This is a genomic window from Marinobacter sp. M1C, from assembly GCF_023314135.1.
Taxonomy (GTDB): domain Bacteria; phylum Pseudomonadota; class Gammaproteobacteria; order Pseudomonadales; family Oleiphilaceae; genus Marinobacter.
Genome location: NZ_CP092289.1, coordinates 1,273,549 through 1,288,768 on the forward strand (window position 1 = coordinate 1,273,549; position 15,220 = coordinate 1,288,768).

General features: G+C 56.7%; 19 protein-coding genes. 17 read left to right on the forward strand and 2 right to left on the reverse strand.

Going from position 1 to position 15,220, the window contains the following annotated elements:
- The first annotated feature begins 74 nt into the window (after nt 1–74).
- The 12 genes from MIH19_RS06210 to MIH19_RS06265 all read left to right on the forward strand — a co-directional run bounded on the left by MIH19_RS06210 (nt 75) and on the right by MIH19_RS06265 (nt 10,494).
- Nucleotides 75–887: a MinD/ParA family protein gene (locus tag MIH19_RS06210; protein WP_249008036.1), complete on the forward strand. Its 813-nt coding sequence runs from the start codon at nt 75–77 to the stop codon at nt 885–887.
- Between the two features lie 27 nt (nt 888–914).
- Nucleotides 915–1,655: an RNA polymerase sigma factor FliA gene (locus tag MIH19_RS06215; protein ID WP_249008037.1), complete on the forward strand. Its 741-nt coding sequence runs from the start codon at nt 915–917 to the stop codon at nt 1,653–1,655.
- A 77-nt stretch (nt 1,656–1,732) separates the two neighbouring features.
- Nucleotides 1,733–2,116, forward strand: coding sequence for a chemotaxis response regulator CheY (gene cheY, locus MIH19_RS06220; protein ID WP_249008038.1), 384 nt, complete (start codon nt 1,733–1,735; stop codon nt 2,114–2,116).
- Nucleotides 2,117–2,136: 20 nt separating this feature from the next.
- Complete coding sequence (locus tag MIH19_RS06225; RefSeq protein WP_249008039.1) at nt 2,137–2,922, forward strand: protein phosphatase CheZ; 786 nt, start codon at nt 2,137–2,139, stop codon at nt 2,920–2,922.
- 16 nt (nt 2,923–2,938) lie between these two features.
- A complete protein-coding gene (locus MIH19_RS06230) occupies nt 2,939–4,975 on the forward strand; it encodes a chemotaxis protein CheA (RefSeq protein ID WP_249008040.1) in 2,037 nt (678 codons plus the stop codon).
- A 95-nt stretch (nt 4,976–5,070) separates the two neighbouring features.
- Nucleotides 5,071–6,222, forward strand: a complete 1,152-nt coding sequence (locus MIH19_RS06235; protein WP_249008041.1) for a chemotaxis response regulator protein-glutamate methylesterase — start codon at nt 5,071–5,073, stop codon at nt 6,220–6,222.
- The gene (locus tag MIH19_RS06240) at nt 6,222–6,965 is read left to right on the forward strand and encodes a flagellar motor protein (protein WP_249008042.1); all 744 of its coding nucleotides are present in this window, start codon (nt 6,222–6,224) and stop codon (nt 6,963–6,965) included. Before MIH19_RS06235 ends, MIH19_RS06240 begins: the two co-directional genes overlap by 1 nt.
- Before the next feature lie 16 nt (nt 6,966–6,981).
- Nucleotides 6,982–7,767 (forward strand): flagellar motor protein MotD, encoded by a 786-nt coding sequence (gene motD / locus MIH19_RS06245; protein WP_249008043.1) that lies wholly within the window; start codon nt 6,982–6,984, stop codon nt 7,765–7,767.
- Between the two features lie 125 nt (nt 7,768–7,892).
- On the forward strand, nt 7,893–8,690 hold the full coding sequence (locus MIH19_RS06250) for a ParA family protein (RefSeq protein WP_249008044.1): 798 nt from the start codon (nt 7,893–7,895) through the stop codon (nt 8,688–8,690).
- Nucleotides 8,683–9,399 carry a chemotaxis protein CheW gene (locus MIH19_RS06255; protein WP_249008045.1) on the forward strand — a complete coding sequence of 239 codons (717 nt, stop codon included), beginning with the start codon at nt 8,683–8,685 and terminating at the stop codon, nt 9,397–9,399. Before MIH19_RS06250 ends, MIH19_RS06255 begins: the two co-directional genes overlap by 8 nt.
- 141 nt (nt 9,400–9,540) lie before the next feature.
- Nucleotides 9,541–10,029, forward strand: a complete 489-nt coding sequence (locus tag MIH19_RS06260) for a chemotaxis protein CheW (RefSeq protein ID WP_249008046.1) — start codon at nt 9,541–9,543, stop codon at nt 10,027–10,029.
- A gap of 60 nt (nt 10,030–10,089) precedes the next feature.
- On the forward strand, nt 10,090–10,494 hold the full coding sequence (locus tag MIH19_RS06265) for a DUF2802 domain-containing protein (protein WP_249008047.1): 405 nt from the start codon (nt 10,090–10,092) through the stop codon (nt 10,492–10,494).
- Nucleotides 10,495–10,509: 15 nt separating this feature from the next.
- Here the strand turns inward: MIH19_RS06265 and MIH19_RS06270 are convergent, their stop codons facing one another.
- Nucleotides 10,510–10,800 (reverse strand): EscU/YscU/HrcU family type III secretion system export apparatus switch protein, encoded by a 291-nt coding sequence (locus tag MIH19_RS06270; RefSeq protein WP_249008048.1) that lies wholly within the window; start codon nt 10,798–10,800, stop codon nt 10,510–10,512.
- Nucleotides 10,797–12,200 (reverse strand): flagellar hook-length control protein FliK, encoded by a 1,404-nt coding sequence (locus tag MIH19_RS06275; protein ID WP_249008049.1) that lies wholly within the window; start codon nt 12,198–12,200, stop codon nt 10,797–10,799. Before MIH19_RS06275 ends, MIH19_RS06270 begins: the two co-directional genes overlap by 4 nt.
- A gap of 119 nt (nt 12,201–12,319) precedes the next feature.
- On the opposite strand from MIH19_RS06275, the gene ccmA reads away from it, so the two are divergent.
- From ccmA to ccmE, 5 genes are read left to right on the forward strand one after another with little or no spacing between them, the layout of a single operon-like run.
- Nucleotides 12,320–12,961, forward strand: a complete 642-nt coding sequence (gene ccmA / locus MIH19_RS06280) for a cytochrome c biogenesis heme-transporting ATPase CcmA (RefSeq protein WP_249008050.1) — start codon at nt 12,320–12,322, stop codon at nt 12,959–12,961.
- A complete protein-coding gene (gene ccmB / locus MIH19_RS06285; RefSeq protein ID WP_249008051.1) occupies nt 12,951–13,658 on the forward strand; it encodes a heme exporter protein CcmB in 708 nt (235 codons plus the stop codon). Before ccmA ends, ccmB begins: the two co-directional genes overlap by 11 nt.
- A 35-nt stretch (nt 13,659–13,693) precedes the next feature.
- Nucleotides 13,694–14,443, forward strand: coding sequence for a heme ABC transporter permease (locus tag MIH19_RS06290; protein ID WP_249008052.1), 750 nt, complete (start codon nt 13,694–13,696; stop codon nt 14,441–14,443).
- Nucleotides 14,443–14,685 (forward strand): heme exporter protein CcmD, encoded by a 243-nt coding sequence (gene ccmD / locus MIH19_RS06295; protein WP_249008053.1) that lies wholly within the window; start codon nt 14,443–14,445, stop codon nt 14,683–14,685. Before MIH19_RS06290 ends, ccmD begins: the two co-directional genes overlap by 1 nt.
- 14 nt (nt 14,686–14,699) lie before the next feature.
- A complete protein-coding gene (gene ccmE, locus MIH19_RS06300) occupies nt 14,700–15,170 on the forward strand; it encodes a cytochrome c maturation protein CcmE (RefSeq protein ID WP_249008054.1) in 471 nt (156 codons plus the stop codon).
- Nucleotides 15,171–15,220: the final 50 nt, after the last annotated feature.

Below are 15,220 nucleotides of genomic sequence, written 5' to 3' on the forward strand. Positions count from 1 at the left end.
GTCGGGCAGTAAGGAACATTGGGGCAGCGGTAACATCCGTTCCCGGTTAAACATGGCAAGAGGCCATCATCAGTATGAGTAGAGCACATCCGGTTCAGGTAATTGCGGTCACGGGCGGTAAAGGTGGTGTTGGCAAAAGTAATGTGTCGGTCAACCTGGGCATTGCTCTGGCGCAAAAAGGCCGTCGGGTGGTGCTGTTGGACGCCGACCTGGGGCTTGCCAATATCGATGTGCTGTTAGGCCTGAAAACCAAGCGCAATCTGCAAGACGTACTCAATGGTGACTGCGACTTGCGTGACGTGCTGGTAGATGGTCCCGGCGGTATCAAGATTGTGCCGGCCTCATCAGGCACCCAGCGCATGACCCAGCTCAGTGCTATGGAGCACGCCGGTTTGATTCACGCTTTCAGTGACCTTGCCGACCAGATTGACGTGCTGATTGTGGATACCGCCGCCGGCATTTCCGAATCGGTGGTCAGTTTTTTGCGGGCATCCCAGGAACTGCTGCTGGTGGTGTGCGACGAGCCTACTTCGATTACCGATGCCTACGCCCTGATCAAGTTGATGAACCGCGATTACGACACCAGCCGCTTCCGGATTCTGGCCAATCAGGTGCACACAGAACAAGAAGGCCGGCTTTTGTATGAAAAACTGACCCGGGTTACCGAGCGTTTTCTGGATGTAGCGTTACAATATGTAGGCATGGTGCCCTTTGACGAGGCCGTCAAAAAAGCGGTGCGGCGCCAGCAAGCGGTGTTGGAAGCTTACCCGCAAGCAAAAGCCTCGCTGGCCATCAGGGCCCTTGCTGAAAAAGTGGACAGTTGGCCGCTGCCATCATCGCCGCGGGGTCACCTCGAATTCTTTATAGAGCGGCTCATCGAAGTTTAAAACACATCCCGTACAAAAAGCGGATTTATGACATTGGCGAAAGATCTTGGAGTCTATCAACGGTCGGGTGCTTCAGACGCTTCCCGGCTGATTGAAGAGCACGCGTCCCTGGTCAAGAAGATTGCCCTTCATCTGCTGGCGCGATTGCCCTCTAGCGTGCAACTTGAAGACCTGATGCAGGCCGGTATGATCGGCTTGCTTGAGGCGTCGCAACGTTATTCAACGGGCAAAGGTGCTACCTTTGAAACTTACGCGGGTATTCGTATTCGCGGCGCTATGGTGGACGAAATCCGCAAAGGCGACTGGGTGCCGCGTTCGGTGCACAGAAACTCCCGGCGCATTTCCAAGGCCATCAAAGCTGTAGAGGGCCGAGAAGGCCGCGAAGCCCACGATGTCGAAGTGGCTGCTGAGCTGGATATGACGCTGCCGGAGTACCACAGCTCCTTGGCCGACTCTAACAGTGGTCGGCTTTTTAGTCTCGATGAGCTCAATGAATCCGGCGAGCCGCCGATAGAACAATCAGAGACGGATGATAACCCGTTACACGGGGTGTCAGAGTCCGCCTTCCGTAACAGTTTGGCGGCGGCTATTGAAACCCTGCCAGAACGTGAAAAACTGGTGCTAAGCCTGTATTACCGGGAAGAATTGAACCTGAGGGAAATCGGCGCTGTGCTGGACGTCAGCGAAAGCCGGGTCAGCCAGATTCACAGCCAGGCTGCCTTGCGCCTACGCAGCCGGTTAGCCGACTGGAAAACGGACCCTACATAATTCTAGCGTTTGCAACCCGTGGGTTGCAGGCAGTGACGCAACGAGATTCGACTAGATTCCACCGATTGGAGGTCCTCTTGGACAAAAATATGAAAATTCTCATTGTGGACGACTTTTCCACGATGCGGCGTATTATTAAAAACCTGCTGCGTGACTTGGGCTTCACCAACACCGACGAAGCCGACGATGGCAACACGGCAATGCCGATGCTGAAAACCGGCAAGTACGACTTCCTGGTGACCGACTGGAACATGCCTGGCATGTCCGGTTTTGACCTGCTCAAAAATGTTCGCGCCGACGATCAGCTTAAAGCCCTGCCGATCCTGATGGTGACGGCTGAAGCCAAGCGCGACCAGATTGTCGCTGCGGCGCAGGCCGGTGTGAACGGCTACATTATAAAGCCGTTCACTGCCGCTGTTCTCAAAGAAAAAATCGAAAAAATCTTTGAGCGAATTCAGTAACCGGGGAGTGGATACAAGCCATGAACAAGTCAACAGGCGAGCGCCATGCCCTGGATCCAGAGCTGACGGAAAAATTAAAGCAACAGTCCGAACAGCTGGTTGACAGCGTGCGCGCGGGCGACTATCCCCGCGCTATGGCGATGATCAGCGATCTTGCAGAAGTGCGAAATCAAGGTCTGTATCACGAAGTAGGGCGGCTAACCCGCAGCCTGCACGAAGCCATGCGTAATTTTCAGATTGATCCGCGCAACCCCGAACAGAAAGAAGCTCTGTCAAAAATGACCGATGCCTCCGATCGCCTGGAATACGTAGTGAAAATGACTGGCCAAGCGGCGAATCGGACCATGGATCTGGTTGAAGAAAGCATGCCAGTTACCCGTCATTTGCAAAGCGAAGCCCAAGATCTGCATCAGCAGTGGCAGCGCCTGCGGCGGCGGGAGATGGCACCGACCGAATTCCGCGAGTTGCACGCCCGCATGGATCAGTTTTTGGCGGCGTTGAGTACTGACGCCGGCAAACTGTACGGTAACCTCTCAGAAATTTTGCTGGCTCAGGATTATCAAGATCTGACAGGTCAGGTGATTCAAAATGTCATCACCCTTGTGCGTGAAGTGGAAGAAAACCTGGTAAGCCTGGTGGTGATGGCCGGCCACGTAGACCAGTTGACCGGTACCGTGCACCAGATGGAGGACAATCAGCCTTCGGCTGAGCAGGGTGTGGGTCCGCAAATAATGCCAGAACAACGCAAAGACGTGTTGTCTGGTCAGGTTGACGTGGATGACCTGTTGTCCAGTCTTGGTTTCTGAGCAATGAGGAACAAACATGTCGTTTGATGGCGATGAAGAAATCCTGCAGGACTTTCTGGTAGAAGCCGGTGAAATTCTTGAGTTGCTGTCTGAGCAACTGGTGGATCTGGAACAGAATCCGGACGACAGCAATTTGTTGAATGCTATCTTCCGTGGTTTTCACACGGTCAAAGGCGGTGCGGGCTTCTTGCAGTTACATGCTTTGGTAAACTGCTGTCACTCGGCGGAAAACGTATTCGACACCCTGCGTAACCACAAGCGCAAAGTGACCTCCGACCTAATGGACGTCGTGCTGGAAACCCTGGACAACGTGAATGCCATGTTCGAAGAGGTGCGCCAGCGTGAAGCGCCTACAGCGGCGCCGCAGGAACTGATCGACCGGCTGAATCAGCTGGCGTTGCCTGCGGGTGAGGCTGTGCCACAATCGCCGGTGCCTGCCGCGACGGTGGATGTCGCCGACCAGGGCGACATTACCGATGACGAATTCGAGAAGCTGCTCGACGCCTTAGACGATGACAAAAAAGCATCAGCGGATACCAGCGAAACCATTGCGAGTAGCTCGGTCGCAAGCGGCAATGGCGATATCAGCGACGACGAATTCGAAGCCCTTTTAGACCAGCTTCACGGTAAAGGCCAGTTCGCCGGCGCGCCGGCAGCCGCCAAAGAAACCGCTGCCGAGGCCAGCAGTGCCCAGCCAATTGATATCTCTGACGACGAATTCGAAGCTCTTCTAGACCAGCTTCACGGCAAGGGTGGCAGCCCGACAGTGGCCGCTGCGGCCGCGCCAGAGCCCGCTAAAAAGCCCGAAACAGCGAAGGTTTCAGCCGTGGCCAAAGCGCCAGCCGAGCCGGCACAAGCAAAAACGCCGGCCCGCGATGCTGCCCCTGCCGCTTCGGAAACCAGCGTGCGGGTAGACACCAAACGCCTGGACGACATCATGAACATGGTGGGCGAGCTGGTGCTGGTGCGAAACCGCCTGCAACGCCTGGGTGACAAAAGCGAAGACGAGCAGATGCACAAAGCAGTGGCCAATCTGGATGTGGTCACCACCGACCTGCAAGCGGCTGTTATGCAAACCCGCATGCAGCCCATCAAGAAAGTGTTTGGTCGTTTCCCGCGGGTGGTGCGCGACCTTGCCCGCAGCCTGAAAAAAGAAATCAATCTGGTGATGCACGGCGAAGACACTGATCTTGACAAGAATCTGGTGGAAGCACTGTCAGATCCGTTGGTGCACCTGGTGCGCAACTCGGTGGACCACGGCATTGAAAGCCCGGAAGAACGAGAACGGGCCGGCAAGCCCAGAGTCGGCACCATTACCTTGTCGGCGGAGCAAGAGGGTGATCACATTCTGCTGCTGATCACCGACGATGGCGCTGGCATGAACGCTGAGGTGTTGCGCCGCAAAGCGGTCGAAAAGGGCATGTATGACCAGGATGGCGCCGACCGGCTGACCGATCAGGAATGCTACAACCTGATATTTGCCGCCGGTTTTTCCACCAAAGACCAAATTTCCGATGTGTCTGGCCGTGGTGTGGGCATGGACGTGGTGAAAACCAAAATCAGCCAGCTCAACGGCCAGCTTAGCGTGTTATCAAAGTTGGGCGAAGGCTCAAGCATTGTGATCAAAGTGCCACTGACTCTGGCCATTATGCCGACGCTGATGATCATGCTTGCTGATCAGTCGTTCGCACTGCCGTTGGTTAACGTGGTGGAAATTTTCCACCTTAATTTGAGCAAGACCAACGTGGTGGATGGTCGCGAGTGTGTTGTGGTGCGCGACAAGGTGTTTCCGCTGTTCCACATCAAGCGTTGGCTCATTCGTGGCGGTGCCAGAAATGTTGAGCCGGAAAACGGCCATGTGGTGATTGTGTCTATGGGCACCCGCCAGGTCGGGTTTGTGGTGGACCAGCTGGTAGGCCAGGAAGAAGTGGTGATTAAACCTCTTGGACGCGGGCTGCTGGGTACGCCGGGTATGGCTGGCGCCACCATTACCGGCGATGGCCGGATCGCGCTGATTATCGATGTGCCCAGTTTGCTGCAACATTATAGTTAGCGCCGATACATCGCCGACCCATTGTTGATTAATCGTCGATTAATTGTCGAACGGCCGCCGACTTGGCGGGCGGCAGGCATCGCCCGGAGAAATAAATGACAGTTTCTGTGCTGATTGTTGATGACTCCAGTTTCTTTCGCAAACGCCTGAGTGAAATTCTTGGCGCGTCTCGCCAGATTACCGTGGCTGGCACCGCCAGCAACGGCCGCGAAGCCGTAGAGCAAGCGGAAAAACTGCGTCCTGACGTGATTACCATGGATTACGAAATGCCGGTCATGGACGGGATTACGGCCGTGCGGGAAATACTGCGCAAACATCCGATACCCGTGCTGATGTTTTCGTCGCTTACTTATGAAGGTGCGCGGATAACCCTGGATGCGCTGGAAGCTGGAGCGGTGGATTTCCTACCCAAGAATTTCGAGGAAATTGCCGGTAACAGCAGCCAGCTACAAAAAATATTAGTAGAACGTGTTGTTAGTATCGCCCGTAGCCGCCCCATAAGCTCTGGGAGCACTCGCGCCCATGAGCCACCAGTGGCGGCGGTTGGGGCTACGACTGCGGCTAATCGTGCCGCGATACCAGCGTTGCAGCGACGCCCCTTAACTGAGCGCCCTGCGACCGCTGCAGCTGCAGCGGTTGCCAGCCCGGAGCGCCATCAGCGGCGTACGCCACCCAGGCACTACACAGTGGTGGCGATCGGCACCTCTACTGGTGGCCCGGTGGCCCTGCAGAACGTGCTCATCGGCCTACCCGCCAGCTTTCCCGCACCGCTGATTCTGGTGCAGCACATGCCCGCCAGTTTTACCCAGGCTTTTGCCGAGCGCCTGAACCAGTCTTGCCAAATACAGGTGCGTCAGGCAGAAGACGGCGATCTGTTGCGCCCCGGCCTGGCTTTGCTGGCACCCGGCGGCAAACAGATGATGGTGGAAAGCCGCGGTGGCCAAGGCCGGATACGCATATTACCTGGCGATGATCGGCTCAATTACAAGCCTTCAGTGGATGTCACCTTTGGTTCGCTGGCACGCAGCTTTCCCGGTAAAACCTTGGGTATTGTGCTGACGGGCATGGGCGCAGATGGCCGGGAAGGCTGCCGCATGATGAAACAGAGCGGCTCGATTGTGTGGTCGCAGGATGAAAAAAGCTCGGTGATTTACGGCATGCCCATGGCAGTGGCTAAAGCCGGCCTGAGTGACGAAATTCTGTCGCTGAACGACGTTTGCCAGCGGCTCAAAGATGGGGTCAGCTGATGGATGTGCTTAGCCTTCTGGGTGTTATCCTGGCTTTTGTAGCCATTCTGGGGGGTAATCTGCTGGACGGTGGTGCACTGGCGTCGCTGTTCAACGCGCCGGCGGCGCTGATTGTTATTGGCGGCACCCTGGCGGCCACCATACTGCAAACCTCCTGGCCGGTGCTGAAACGCGCGTTTAGCCAATCCCGCTGGGTATTTTTGCCGCCCTTTGTCAACCTGGAAGACGGTCTCGACAAAGTTGTGAACTGGAGCGTTATTGCCCGCAAAAGGGGCCTTCTAGGGCTTGAGGGGCTAGCAGAAAGCGAACAGGAGCGGTTTGTGCAAAAAGGCTTACTGCTGTTGGTTGACGGCGCCGAAAGCAACACCATTCGCAGCATTATGGAGGTAGAACTGGATACCCGGGAACAGCGGGATCTGGATTCGGCACGGGTGTTTGAAGCCATGGGCGGCTATTCGCCTACCATTGGCATTATTGGCGCGGTGATGGGGCTGATTCAGGTAATGACCAATCTGGAAGACCCGGAGACGCTGGGCAGCGGCATAGCCACCGCTTTTGTTGCCACCATCTACGGGGTGGCGTTGGCTAACCTTCTGTTTTTCCCGGTGGCCAATAAACTGCGCGGGCTGGTGCGCGAGCGCACCCGCTACGAAGACATGATGATCGAAGGCCTTATTGCCATCGCTGAAGGTGAAAACCCGAAATCCATCGAAATCCGCTTGCGTGGATTTCTTCCCTGGTAGCGAGTGTTAATGGCTTATGCGGCGCCGCAAACCACCCCAAGATGATCTTCACAATAAAGAGCGTTGGCTAATCTCATACGCCGACTTCATTACCCTGCTGTTCGCGTTTTTTGTGGTGATGTATTCGGTGTCTTCGGTTAACGAGGGCAAATACAAGGTGCTGTCAAATACCTTGACCGGTGTTTTCAACGCCCCGGAGCGCTCGGTTGTGCCAATTACCGTTGGCGAACAGCAGGTTGTTGGTGGGCGCACTGAAAGCGATGCCGTCATTGCGCCGGTGGTTACCGAGGCACCTCCCGGTTTGCCAGCACCAGACAACGCCAGCCGATCGCGTGGGCTTCAGGAGCTGGCCGGCCAGCTCGGGCTGGAGTTTAGTGAATTGATTGAGACGGGCGTGATTACTCTGAACACAGATGATGAGTGGTTGCAGCTGAATTTGCCCAACAGCCTGTTGTTTGGCAGCGGCGACGCTGAACCTCATTACGATTCCTTCGCGGTGATGGAAAAAATTGCGGGCGTGCTGCGCGACACCGACAACGCCATTCGCATTGAAGGTTTTACCGATAATCAGTCCATTCACAGTGGCCGCTTTCCGTCAAACTGGGAGCTTTCGGCTGCCCGCGCGTCGGTTCTGGTGCGCATGCTGGTGATGGATGGTATAGACCCGGCGCGGCTGGCGGCGGTGGGGTATGGCGAACATCAGCCGGTGGCGCGCAACGATACCGACGAAGGCCGTCGCCGTAATCGTCGCGTGGTGCTGCTGATTTCCCGCGATGCCAGCATTCGCGGTGCCATACGCTGAACCTGGCACGATTCCTGTAGTCTTTCTTTTAAAAAAGAGTGAACAGCGCTTTTTCAGTCGCGAACCACAACACAACGGCAATGTATTGCCGTGTGAAATGCCGAGGACAGGCAGGAGAGTCAAACGTGCGAATTTGGGCAGTGGCCAATCAAAAAGGCGGAGTGGGCAAAACCACCACCGTGGTTGCCTTGGGCGACCTGTTGGCCAGCCGTGGCAAGCGTGTGCTGATGCTGGATATGGATCCGCACGGTTCGCTTACCAGCTGGTTTGGCTATGATCCGGACCGCCTCAAGCACAGCCTGTTTGACCTGTTTCAACATCAGGGAAAAGTACCCGAAGGACTGCCCGCACAGCTGATTACCGACACCGGCGTGCCCAACCTTACGTTACTGCCGGCCAGCACTGCCCTGGCAACCCTGGAAAGGCGGATGATCGGTACTGAAGGCATGGGTCGGGTGATTTCCCGCGCGCTGGCGCAGCTGTGGGATGATTTTGACTATGTGCTGGTGGACAACACCCCGACATTGGGCGTGCTGATGGTTAACGGCCTGGCGGCGGCAAGCCATTTGATTATTCCGGTGCAAACCGAGTTTTTGGCCATTAAGGGTCTCGAGCGCATGTTGCACACCCTGCAAATGATTAGCCGTTCGCAGAAAAATCCCCTGAGCTATACCATTGTGCCCACTCTGTTTGACCGTCGAACCCAAGCCGCGAATAAAAGCCTGAATATGCTGCGTGATACTTATCCGCATCAGCTCTGGCGTTTTGCCATACCGGTAGACACAAAGTTTCGCGATGCCAGCCAGGCCGGATTAGTGCCCTCAGCGGTAGACGCCAACACCCACGGAGTGCGCGCTTATCGTCGCCTGCTTGACGATTTATTGGCGCAAACCGGTACCTGGCTGGAGCCGTCTGGTGGCTGACAAAAAAATGACACAGCTGGCGGACCCGCAAGCCGCCATCGCCAGTTATCTGGACGACCTGTTGCACACGGCCACCGATCAGGCGTATCAGCAGGACACGCAGGCGCAGGCTGTTGTTGCCATACCGGTGGTGGCAATAGCGCCACAGCCGCTGCCGGCCAAGCCGGAGCCGGTAATTGCTGAACTATCCGTGCAGATCGTGACCGCTCCGCAACTGTTGCCGGCAGCCGGGCCGCAGGCAAGGCCTGCGTGGGCCGAAAAGCCATTTGAATGTCTGATCTTCACCGTGGCAGGCTTGCAGTTGGCGGTTCCCTTGGTGTTGCTAGGGGCCATTTACCGCATCGAAGACGATATAATGCCGATGCCTGGCAGCCCGCCCTGGTATATGGGTATTCGCCCGGGCCGGGACAAAAACCTGCGGGTGGTCGACAGTGCCGAGTGGATTATGGCGGGTCGGGCGCCGGCAAACGCACGCGCTAATTATCGGTTTGTGATACACCTTAACAACAGTGACTGGGGACTGGCTTGTGATAATGTAGCTCAATCCTTTACTTTGAGCCCTCAGCAGGTGCGCTGGCGCACGTCGCGTAGCAAGCGGCCATGGCTGGCAGGCACAGTGATTGAGCAGATGTGCGCGCTGCTAGACGTTCAGAGCATGGCGAATCTGCTGGTTCGTGCCGAGCGCGAACAGCACTTGGATTTAAGCTGAACAGGCTCGGCGAGTGTTCACTGCTAACAAAGGTTAGTGATGGCACGATTCATGCCCCTTAAATAGCGTATAGGGGCGCTAATGATGATTTTTTGACGGTCAGGCTGCCTGCACGGCAGCCGCATATGGAGATTTAACACAATGGCAGCCCCAAGCGGACAGCAAAATCAGACCAAGGATGACCAGGTACTGCAGTATGTGACCTTTCGTCTGGATGATGAAACCTACGGCATCAACGTGATGCAGATTCAGGAAGTACTGCGTTACAGCGAGATTGCACCGGTACCGGGTTCACCGGACTACGTTCTGGGCATCATCAATCTGCGCGGCAACGTGGTAACGGTGATTGATACCCGTCGGCGTTTTGGCTTGAACGATGCCGACATCACCGACACCAGCCGTATTGTGGTGATGGAGTCTGCCGATCAGGTAATGGGAATTCTGGTGGATTCGGTGGCCGAGGTGGTTTACCTCAAGTCCAGTGAAATTGAAACCGCGCCCAATGTGGGCAGCGAAGAAAGTGCCCGCTTTATTCAGGGCGTGTGTAACAAAAATGGCGAACTGATCATTCTGGTCGAGTTCGACAAGATGCTGACAGATCACGAATGGGCGGATATCTCGACGCTGTAAGGTCTTAGGCCGGCAGTGAACGCAGATCGACGCCTTGACGCACACCAAGGAGACGTTGCTATGTTTGCTGATGTATTTGCCGAGATTCCCCAATGGGTGCCCTGGATTCTGGTCGCTACAGCTCTGTCTTTGCTCGTCGCGCAAATTTTCTTGCAAGGGCGGCAGTTGCGGGGGTTGCAGGCGGCGCTAAAAAGCCGCTGTGACATTCTTGGCCGCGAACTGCATGCCACTGCCAGCACCGGTATGGGAGTGGGCCAGCGCTTGGTAGCCTGCGAACGCCAACTGCACGAACTGCGAACCACCATCGAAGAAATGCGCCAGAACGATCCGTTGCGGGTGTCTTACGACGAAGCCGCACGGCTAGTTGATCTTGGTGCCGATATCGACGACCTGATGAACACCTGCGGTATTTCCCGGCCCGAGGCAGAACTGGTGTCTGCCTTGAAGAAACGCCAGGCAGCCTGACCCCCGGTTTTGGGGTTATTGACCGGCGTCTTCCGGTGTCATGCCCCGTATGTGAAAGGCGAAGGCCAGAATTTCAGCGACCAGCTGGTACAGCTGTTCGGGGATTTCGTCATTCAGCGACAGTCGCGCCAGGGTACTGGCCAGCTCGGCGTTTTCGTACAGGGGCACCCCGTGTTCGCGGGCAATGCGAATAATTTCGTCCGCAAGCTCGTGATTGCCAACAGCGCTGATAGTGGGCGCCCGCTCACCGTCGTATTTTAACGCGACTGCCGCTGACGACTGTTGCGGCTCGTTATTTTTGCTCATGCCTTGGTATCCACCAGTCGATGTTGCAGCTTTGTCGCTACCGGGCCCGGATTGCCCTGGCGACACTCCAAATCCGCCACTTCGAGCCCCAGATCGGTCAGGCTACTACGCAGCAGCGGCAGTTGTTGATGCACCTGGCGCAAGGTAGCCAGTTTCTCTGCCCACACCAAAGCGCTCACCGCTTGTTGGCGCAGGCTCACTTCGAATTGCAACGGGCCAGCCTGGTCCAGATCCATCGCCAGCACCAGGCGCCATTCGCCAACGCTTGCTCGTGATGGTCCGCGGTCGCTGCCGTCTTTACCCGGATGCTGTTCAATCCGCAGTTGCGCCAGCTTGGGTTGCTGTAGCGGGTTCATCCAAGGCAGTTCCAGTAAAAGCGTGTTGGTGGGCGCGCCCGCATCTGTGCCACCGCGAGCGTTCAACACCTGGGTGTGCAGCTGGTTTACGGTAATGCGGTTGAGCATACCGGCCAGAATTCGCAGCAATTGCCCGACGTTGGGCGGTTCTTCTCTGGCGCTGCTACCGGTGCTGGTCTGAGCCATGGCGAATGCGCCGGGAAACTGTAACGGCGCCTGAATCAGCGCTGGGCTAGCCAGCGGTGTCAGCCGGTTGAAGTGCTCTGGCCCTTGGCCCTGCTGTGCCAGAAGCGCGGTGATTACCCGGCCAATGGCCAGTTTTAGATCGGGTAGGGTTGCCGACGGTGTTGCCGCCAGTCGCGCTTCTGCAAACAGCCCGCTTTCGCTCAGCCATTGTTGTACCTGTTGCACCGCCGCGGTCTGCTGCCCGGCCCCGGGCGCAAGCTGGTTGCTGGCAGGTAAGCGCACAAATAATTGTTCCAGAGCCTGGCGCGCCGCTGGTGGCAGAGGCTGCGCGGCGGTGCCCGAGAAAGCCTGCGAGGGCAGCTGGCCGGGCGGTGTGTCGGCCTTCACACCTTGCTGCAAGCCGGCCATCAGTCGGGCCAGTCCGCTGTCCAGGCTTTGCTGCCAGGGCAGGCGTTGCACCAGGGCCTGTGCCAGGCTGACTTCCGGGGCTGTTGCCAGCTTGCCCATCAGCTGCAATTCGTTGCCGGCACGCAGCACTTTTATCCAGTCGCCGGCCTGAAGTTTGGTTTCGCCAATACTGGCCTGAACCTGAAGCGGTTTGCCGCGTATATCTAACAGCAGCTCGGCGCCACCATTCTGGCGTTGAATGACGTCGGTGACTCTTGCCAGCAGGCTTTCGTTACGGCCCATCTGCAACTGGTTCAGTACCCGCTGGGCGCTTAGCGCAGGCGATGTAGGCGGGACTGGGGCAGGCGCGCTGGTGCTGCCTTGCGGTGGCCGGCTGTCGGCGCTGGCGGGCGACGTAGATTGGGAAGTGGATTGAGGAGTGGGTTGGGGTGGATTGGTGGGAAGTTTCATCGCTACCAAATTGACCTGGAAATGGGTAATCACCGGCTGCTTTCGCTATAATGCGCCGCGCCAATATTGAATACACACGATGCCAGCCTACGCTGCATCGATACGGAACCGGGGCCCGGATGTCTGAACCGCTGCTACAGGCGATCAATTTACAGTGTGAACGCGACAAGCGGGAACTGTTCCGTGATTTATCGTTTTCCATATTGCCCGCAACTGTGACCCGTGTCGAGGGTGCCAACGGCTCCGGTAAAACCACGTTGCTGCGTATATTGGCCGGTCTTAGTGATGCCTGGGCGGGCCAGTTGCTGTGGTGCGGCGAGCCGCGTTTGCGCGTGCGCGAGTCGTTTTTACGCAATGTGCTGTATTTGGGCCACCGGCCGGGCATAAAGCCGTTGCTGTCGCCGCTCGAAAACCTGCGGGCGCTGATGGCCGGTCGCCGCCCGGTGGGCGACAAAGCCCTTGTGCAGGCGCTTGCCAGGACCGGTCTAGCGGGCTACGAACAGGTGCCATGCCGGCACCTCTCAGCCGGTCAGCAACGGCGGGTGGCACTTGCGCGCCTGTTGGTTGCCGACGAACCCCTTTGGCTGTTAGACGAGGTGTTCACCGCCATCGATGCGAGCGGCGTGGCGGCCATCGAAAACCTGCTGCAAGAGCGTGCCGCTGAGGGCGGTGCCGTGGTGTTTACCACCCATCACAACGTAAAGATTGCAGGTACGAAGCGACTGGTACTCACACCGGGGGCCGTTGGTTATGATGATTAAACCCCTGGATCAGGCCGTTGGTTCGATTGCGGCCATGAAAGCGGTGTTCGCTCGCGACATGAAAGTGGCCTTTCGTCAGCGTCAGGATTTACTCAATCCTTTGCTGTTTTTCATGATGGTGGTCACCCTGTTTCCGCTGGGCGTGAGCCCGGAAATCTCATTTTTGCAGGAAGCCGGGGCCGGCATTTTGTGGGTGGCGGCACTGTTGTCGGTGCTCTTGTCACTGGATCATCTGTTTCGTCACGATTTTGACGACGGCACACTGGAGCAGCTGGTGCTGCAGCCACAACCGCTGTTCTTGCTGGTGTTGGCCAAAACCATGGCGCACTGGGTGCTAACCGGACTGCCTCTGGTGTTGTTAACGCCGGTTTTGGGTGTAATGGTGCATCTGGACGGGAACTCTATCGCTATTTTGTGTCTAACTCTGCTAATCGGAACACCTGTTCTTAGTTTGATCGGTGCGATTGGTGCAGCGTTAACGCTGGGTTTGCGATCAGCGGGTGTACTCTTATCCTTGTTGATTATTCCGTTGTACATTCCGGTGCTGATTTTCGGTACCGGCACTGTTGCCGCCGCCGCCGAAGGTGCCCCGATTGGCGCCTATCTGGCGTTGTTGGGTGCCTTTCTGGTGCTGGCTTTGACTCTGGCGCCTTTTGCCAGCGCAGCGGCTCTGAAAGTCAGCCTGTCAAACAGCTGACAAACCGATTCAAACAGAGGCAAGGTACTTAACTGATGTGGCAATTTTTTCACAAGCTGGGATCACCAAAATGGTTTTACGGGATTGCCACCCGGCTAATGCCCTGGTTGCTGGTATTTGGATTGCTGTGTCTCGGCGCTGGTTTGGTGTGGGGCCTGGCGTTTGCGCCTAAGGACTACCTGCAGGGCAACAGCTACCGCATTATTTTTATTCATGTGCCGTCGGCGTTTTTGGCCCAGTCGGTTTACATCATGATGGCCTCGGCCGCGGTGGTTACACTGGTGTGGCGCATGAAGCTGGCCGATGTGTTTGTCAAAGCCGTAGCACCGGTGGGCCTGGTGCTCACCTTTATATCGCTGTTTACCGGTGCGGTTTGGGGCAAGCCCACTTGGGGCACCTGGTGGATCTGGGATGCGCGGCTGACATCGATGCTGATCCTGTTGTTTCTGTATGGTGGGTTGATCGCTCTTGACCGCGCCATTAATGATGAAAAATCGGCCGCCCGCGCCGTGGCGATATTGGTGCTGGTTGGCGTGGTGAATATTCCGATTATCAAATATTCTGTGGATTGGTGGAATACTCTGCATCAGCCGGCCACCTTTAAGCTGACAGAGAAACCCAGCATGCCGGCCGAAATGTGGGTGCCGTTGCTGTTGTCGGTGATTGGCCTGTATCTAGTGTTTGGCTGGCTGGCGTGCCTGCGTATGCAGACGGAAATTCTGATACGTGAACAGCGTACCCGCTGGGTACAGGAGCTGTTTCACGTGAATGGAGGTGCCAGATAATGGCGTTTGATTCCTTCGGTGCGTTTTTGGCAATGGAAGGCCATGGCCCCTATGTATGGGCTAGTTACGGTGTATTTTTTGTGTTGATGGCGGTGCTGATGGTGGGTTCCTATCGGCGCCGCAATACGGTGCTGCAAAGCTGCCGTCAGCACGCCGGTTCCCGCTCGTCGCGGGCGCCAAAACCAGATTCGGACACGGCGGCAGCGGCCAGCTTCACCCGTGTTGATGTTTCCCAAGACTGAGTGGCTGAAAAACCATGCACCCGATCCGTAAAAAACGTTTGACCATTGTGCTGTTCCTGCTGGCCGGCCTTGCCGTGGCGGTAGGCTTGACCACCTACGCCCTGCGCCAGAATATCAATCTGTTTTATGATCCTACCCAGATCGCCGCGGGAGAAGCACCGGCGGATGTGCGCATTCGTGCTGGTGGCATGGTGGAAAAAGGCTCTGTGCTGCGCGATACCGAAAGCCTGAAGGTGGCATTCAAGGTGACTGACTTTACCGAATCCGTCACCGTTGAGTACGTGGGCATCCTGCCCGACCTGTTTGCCGAAGGGCAGGGCATTGTGGCCATGGGTAGGTTAAACAGCGAAGGCGTGTTTGTGGCCGACCAGGTACTGGCCAAACACGATGAAAACTACATGCCACCGGAAGTGGCTGACGCTCTGGCAAAAGCCTCCGAAAGCCGCGATATCGCGGTTGAAGCTACCAAAACCCTGACCAACTGATGCCCGTTAAACGCCCGATACGCAAGGGTGTGTGGCACGTGAGTGGTGTA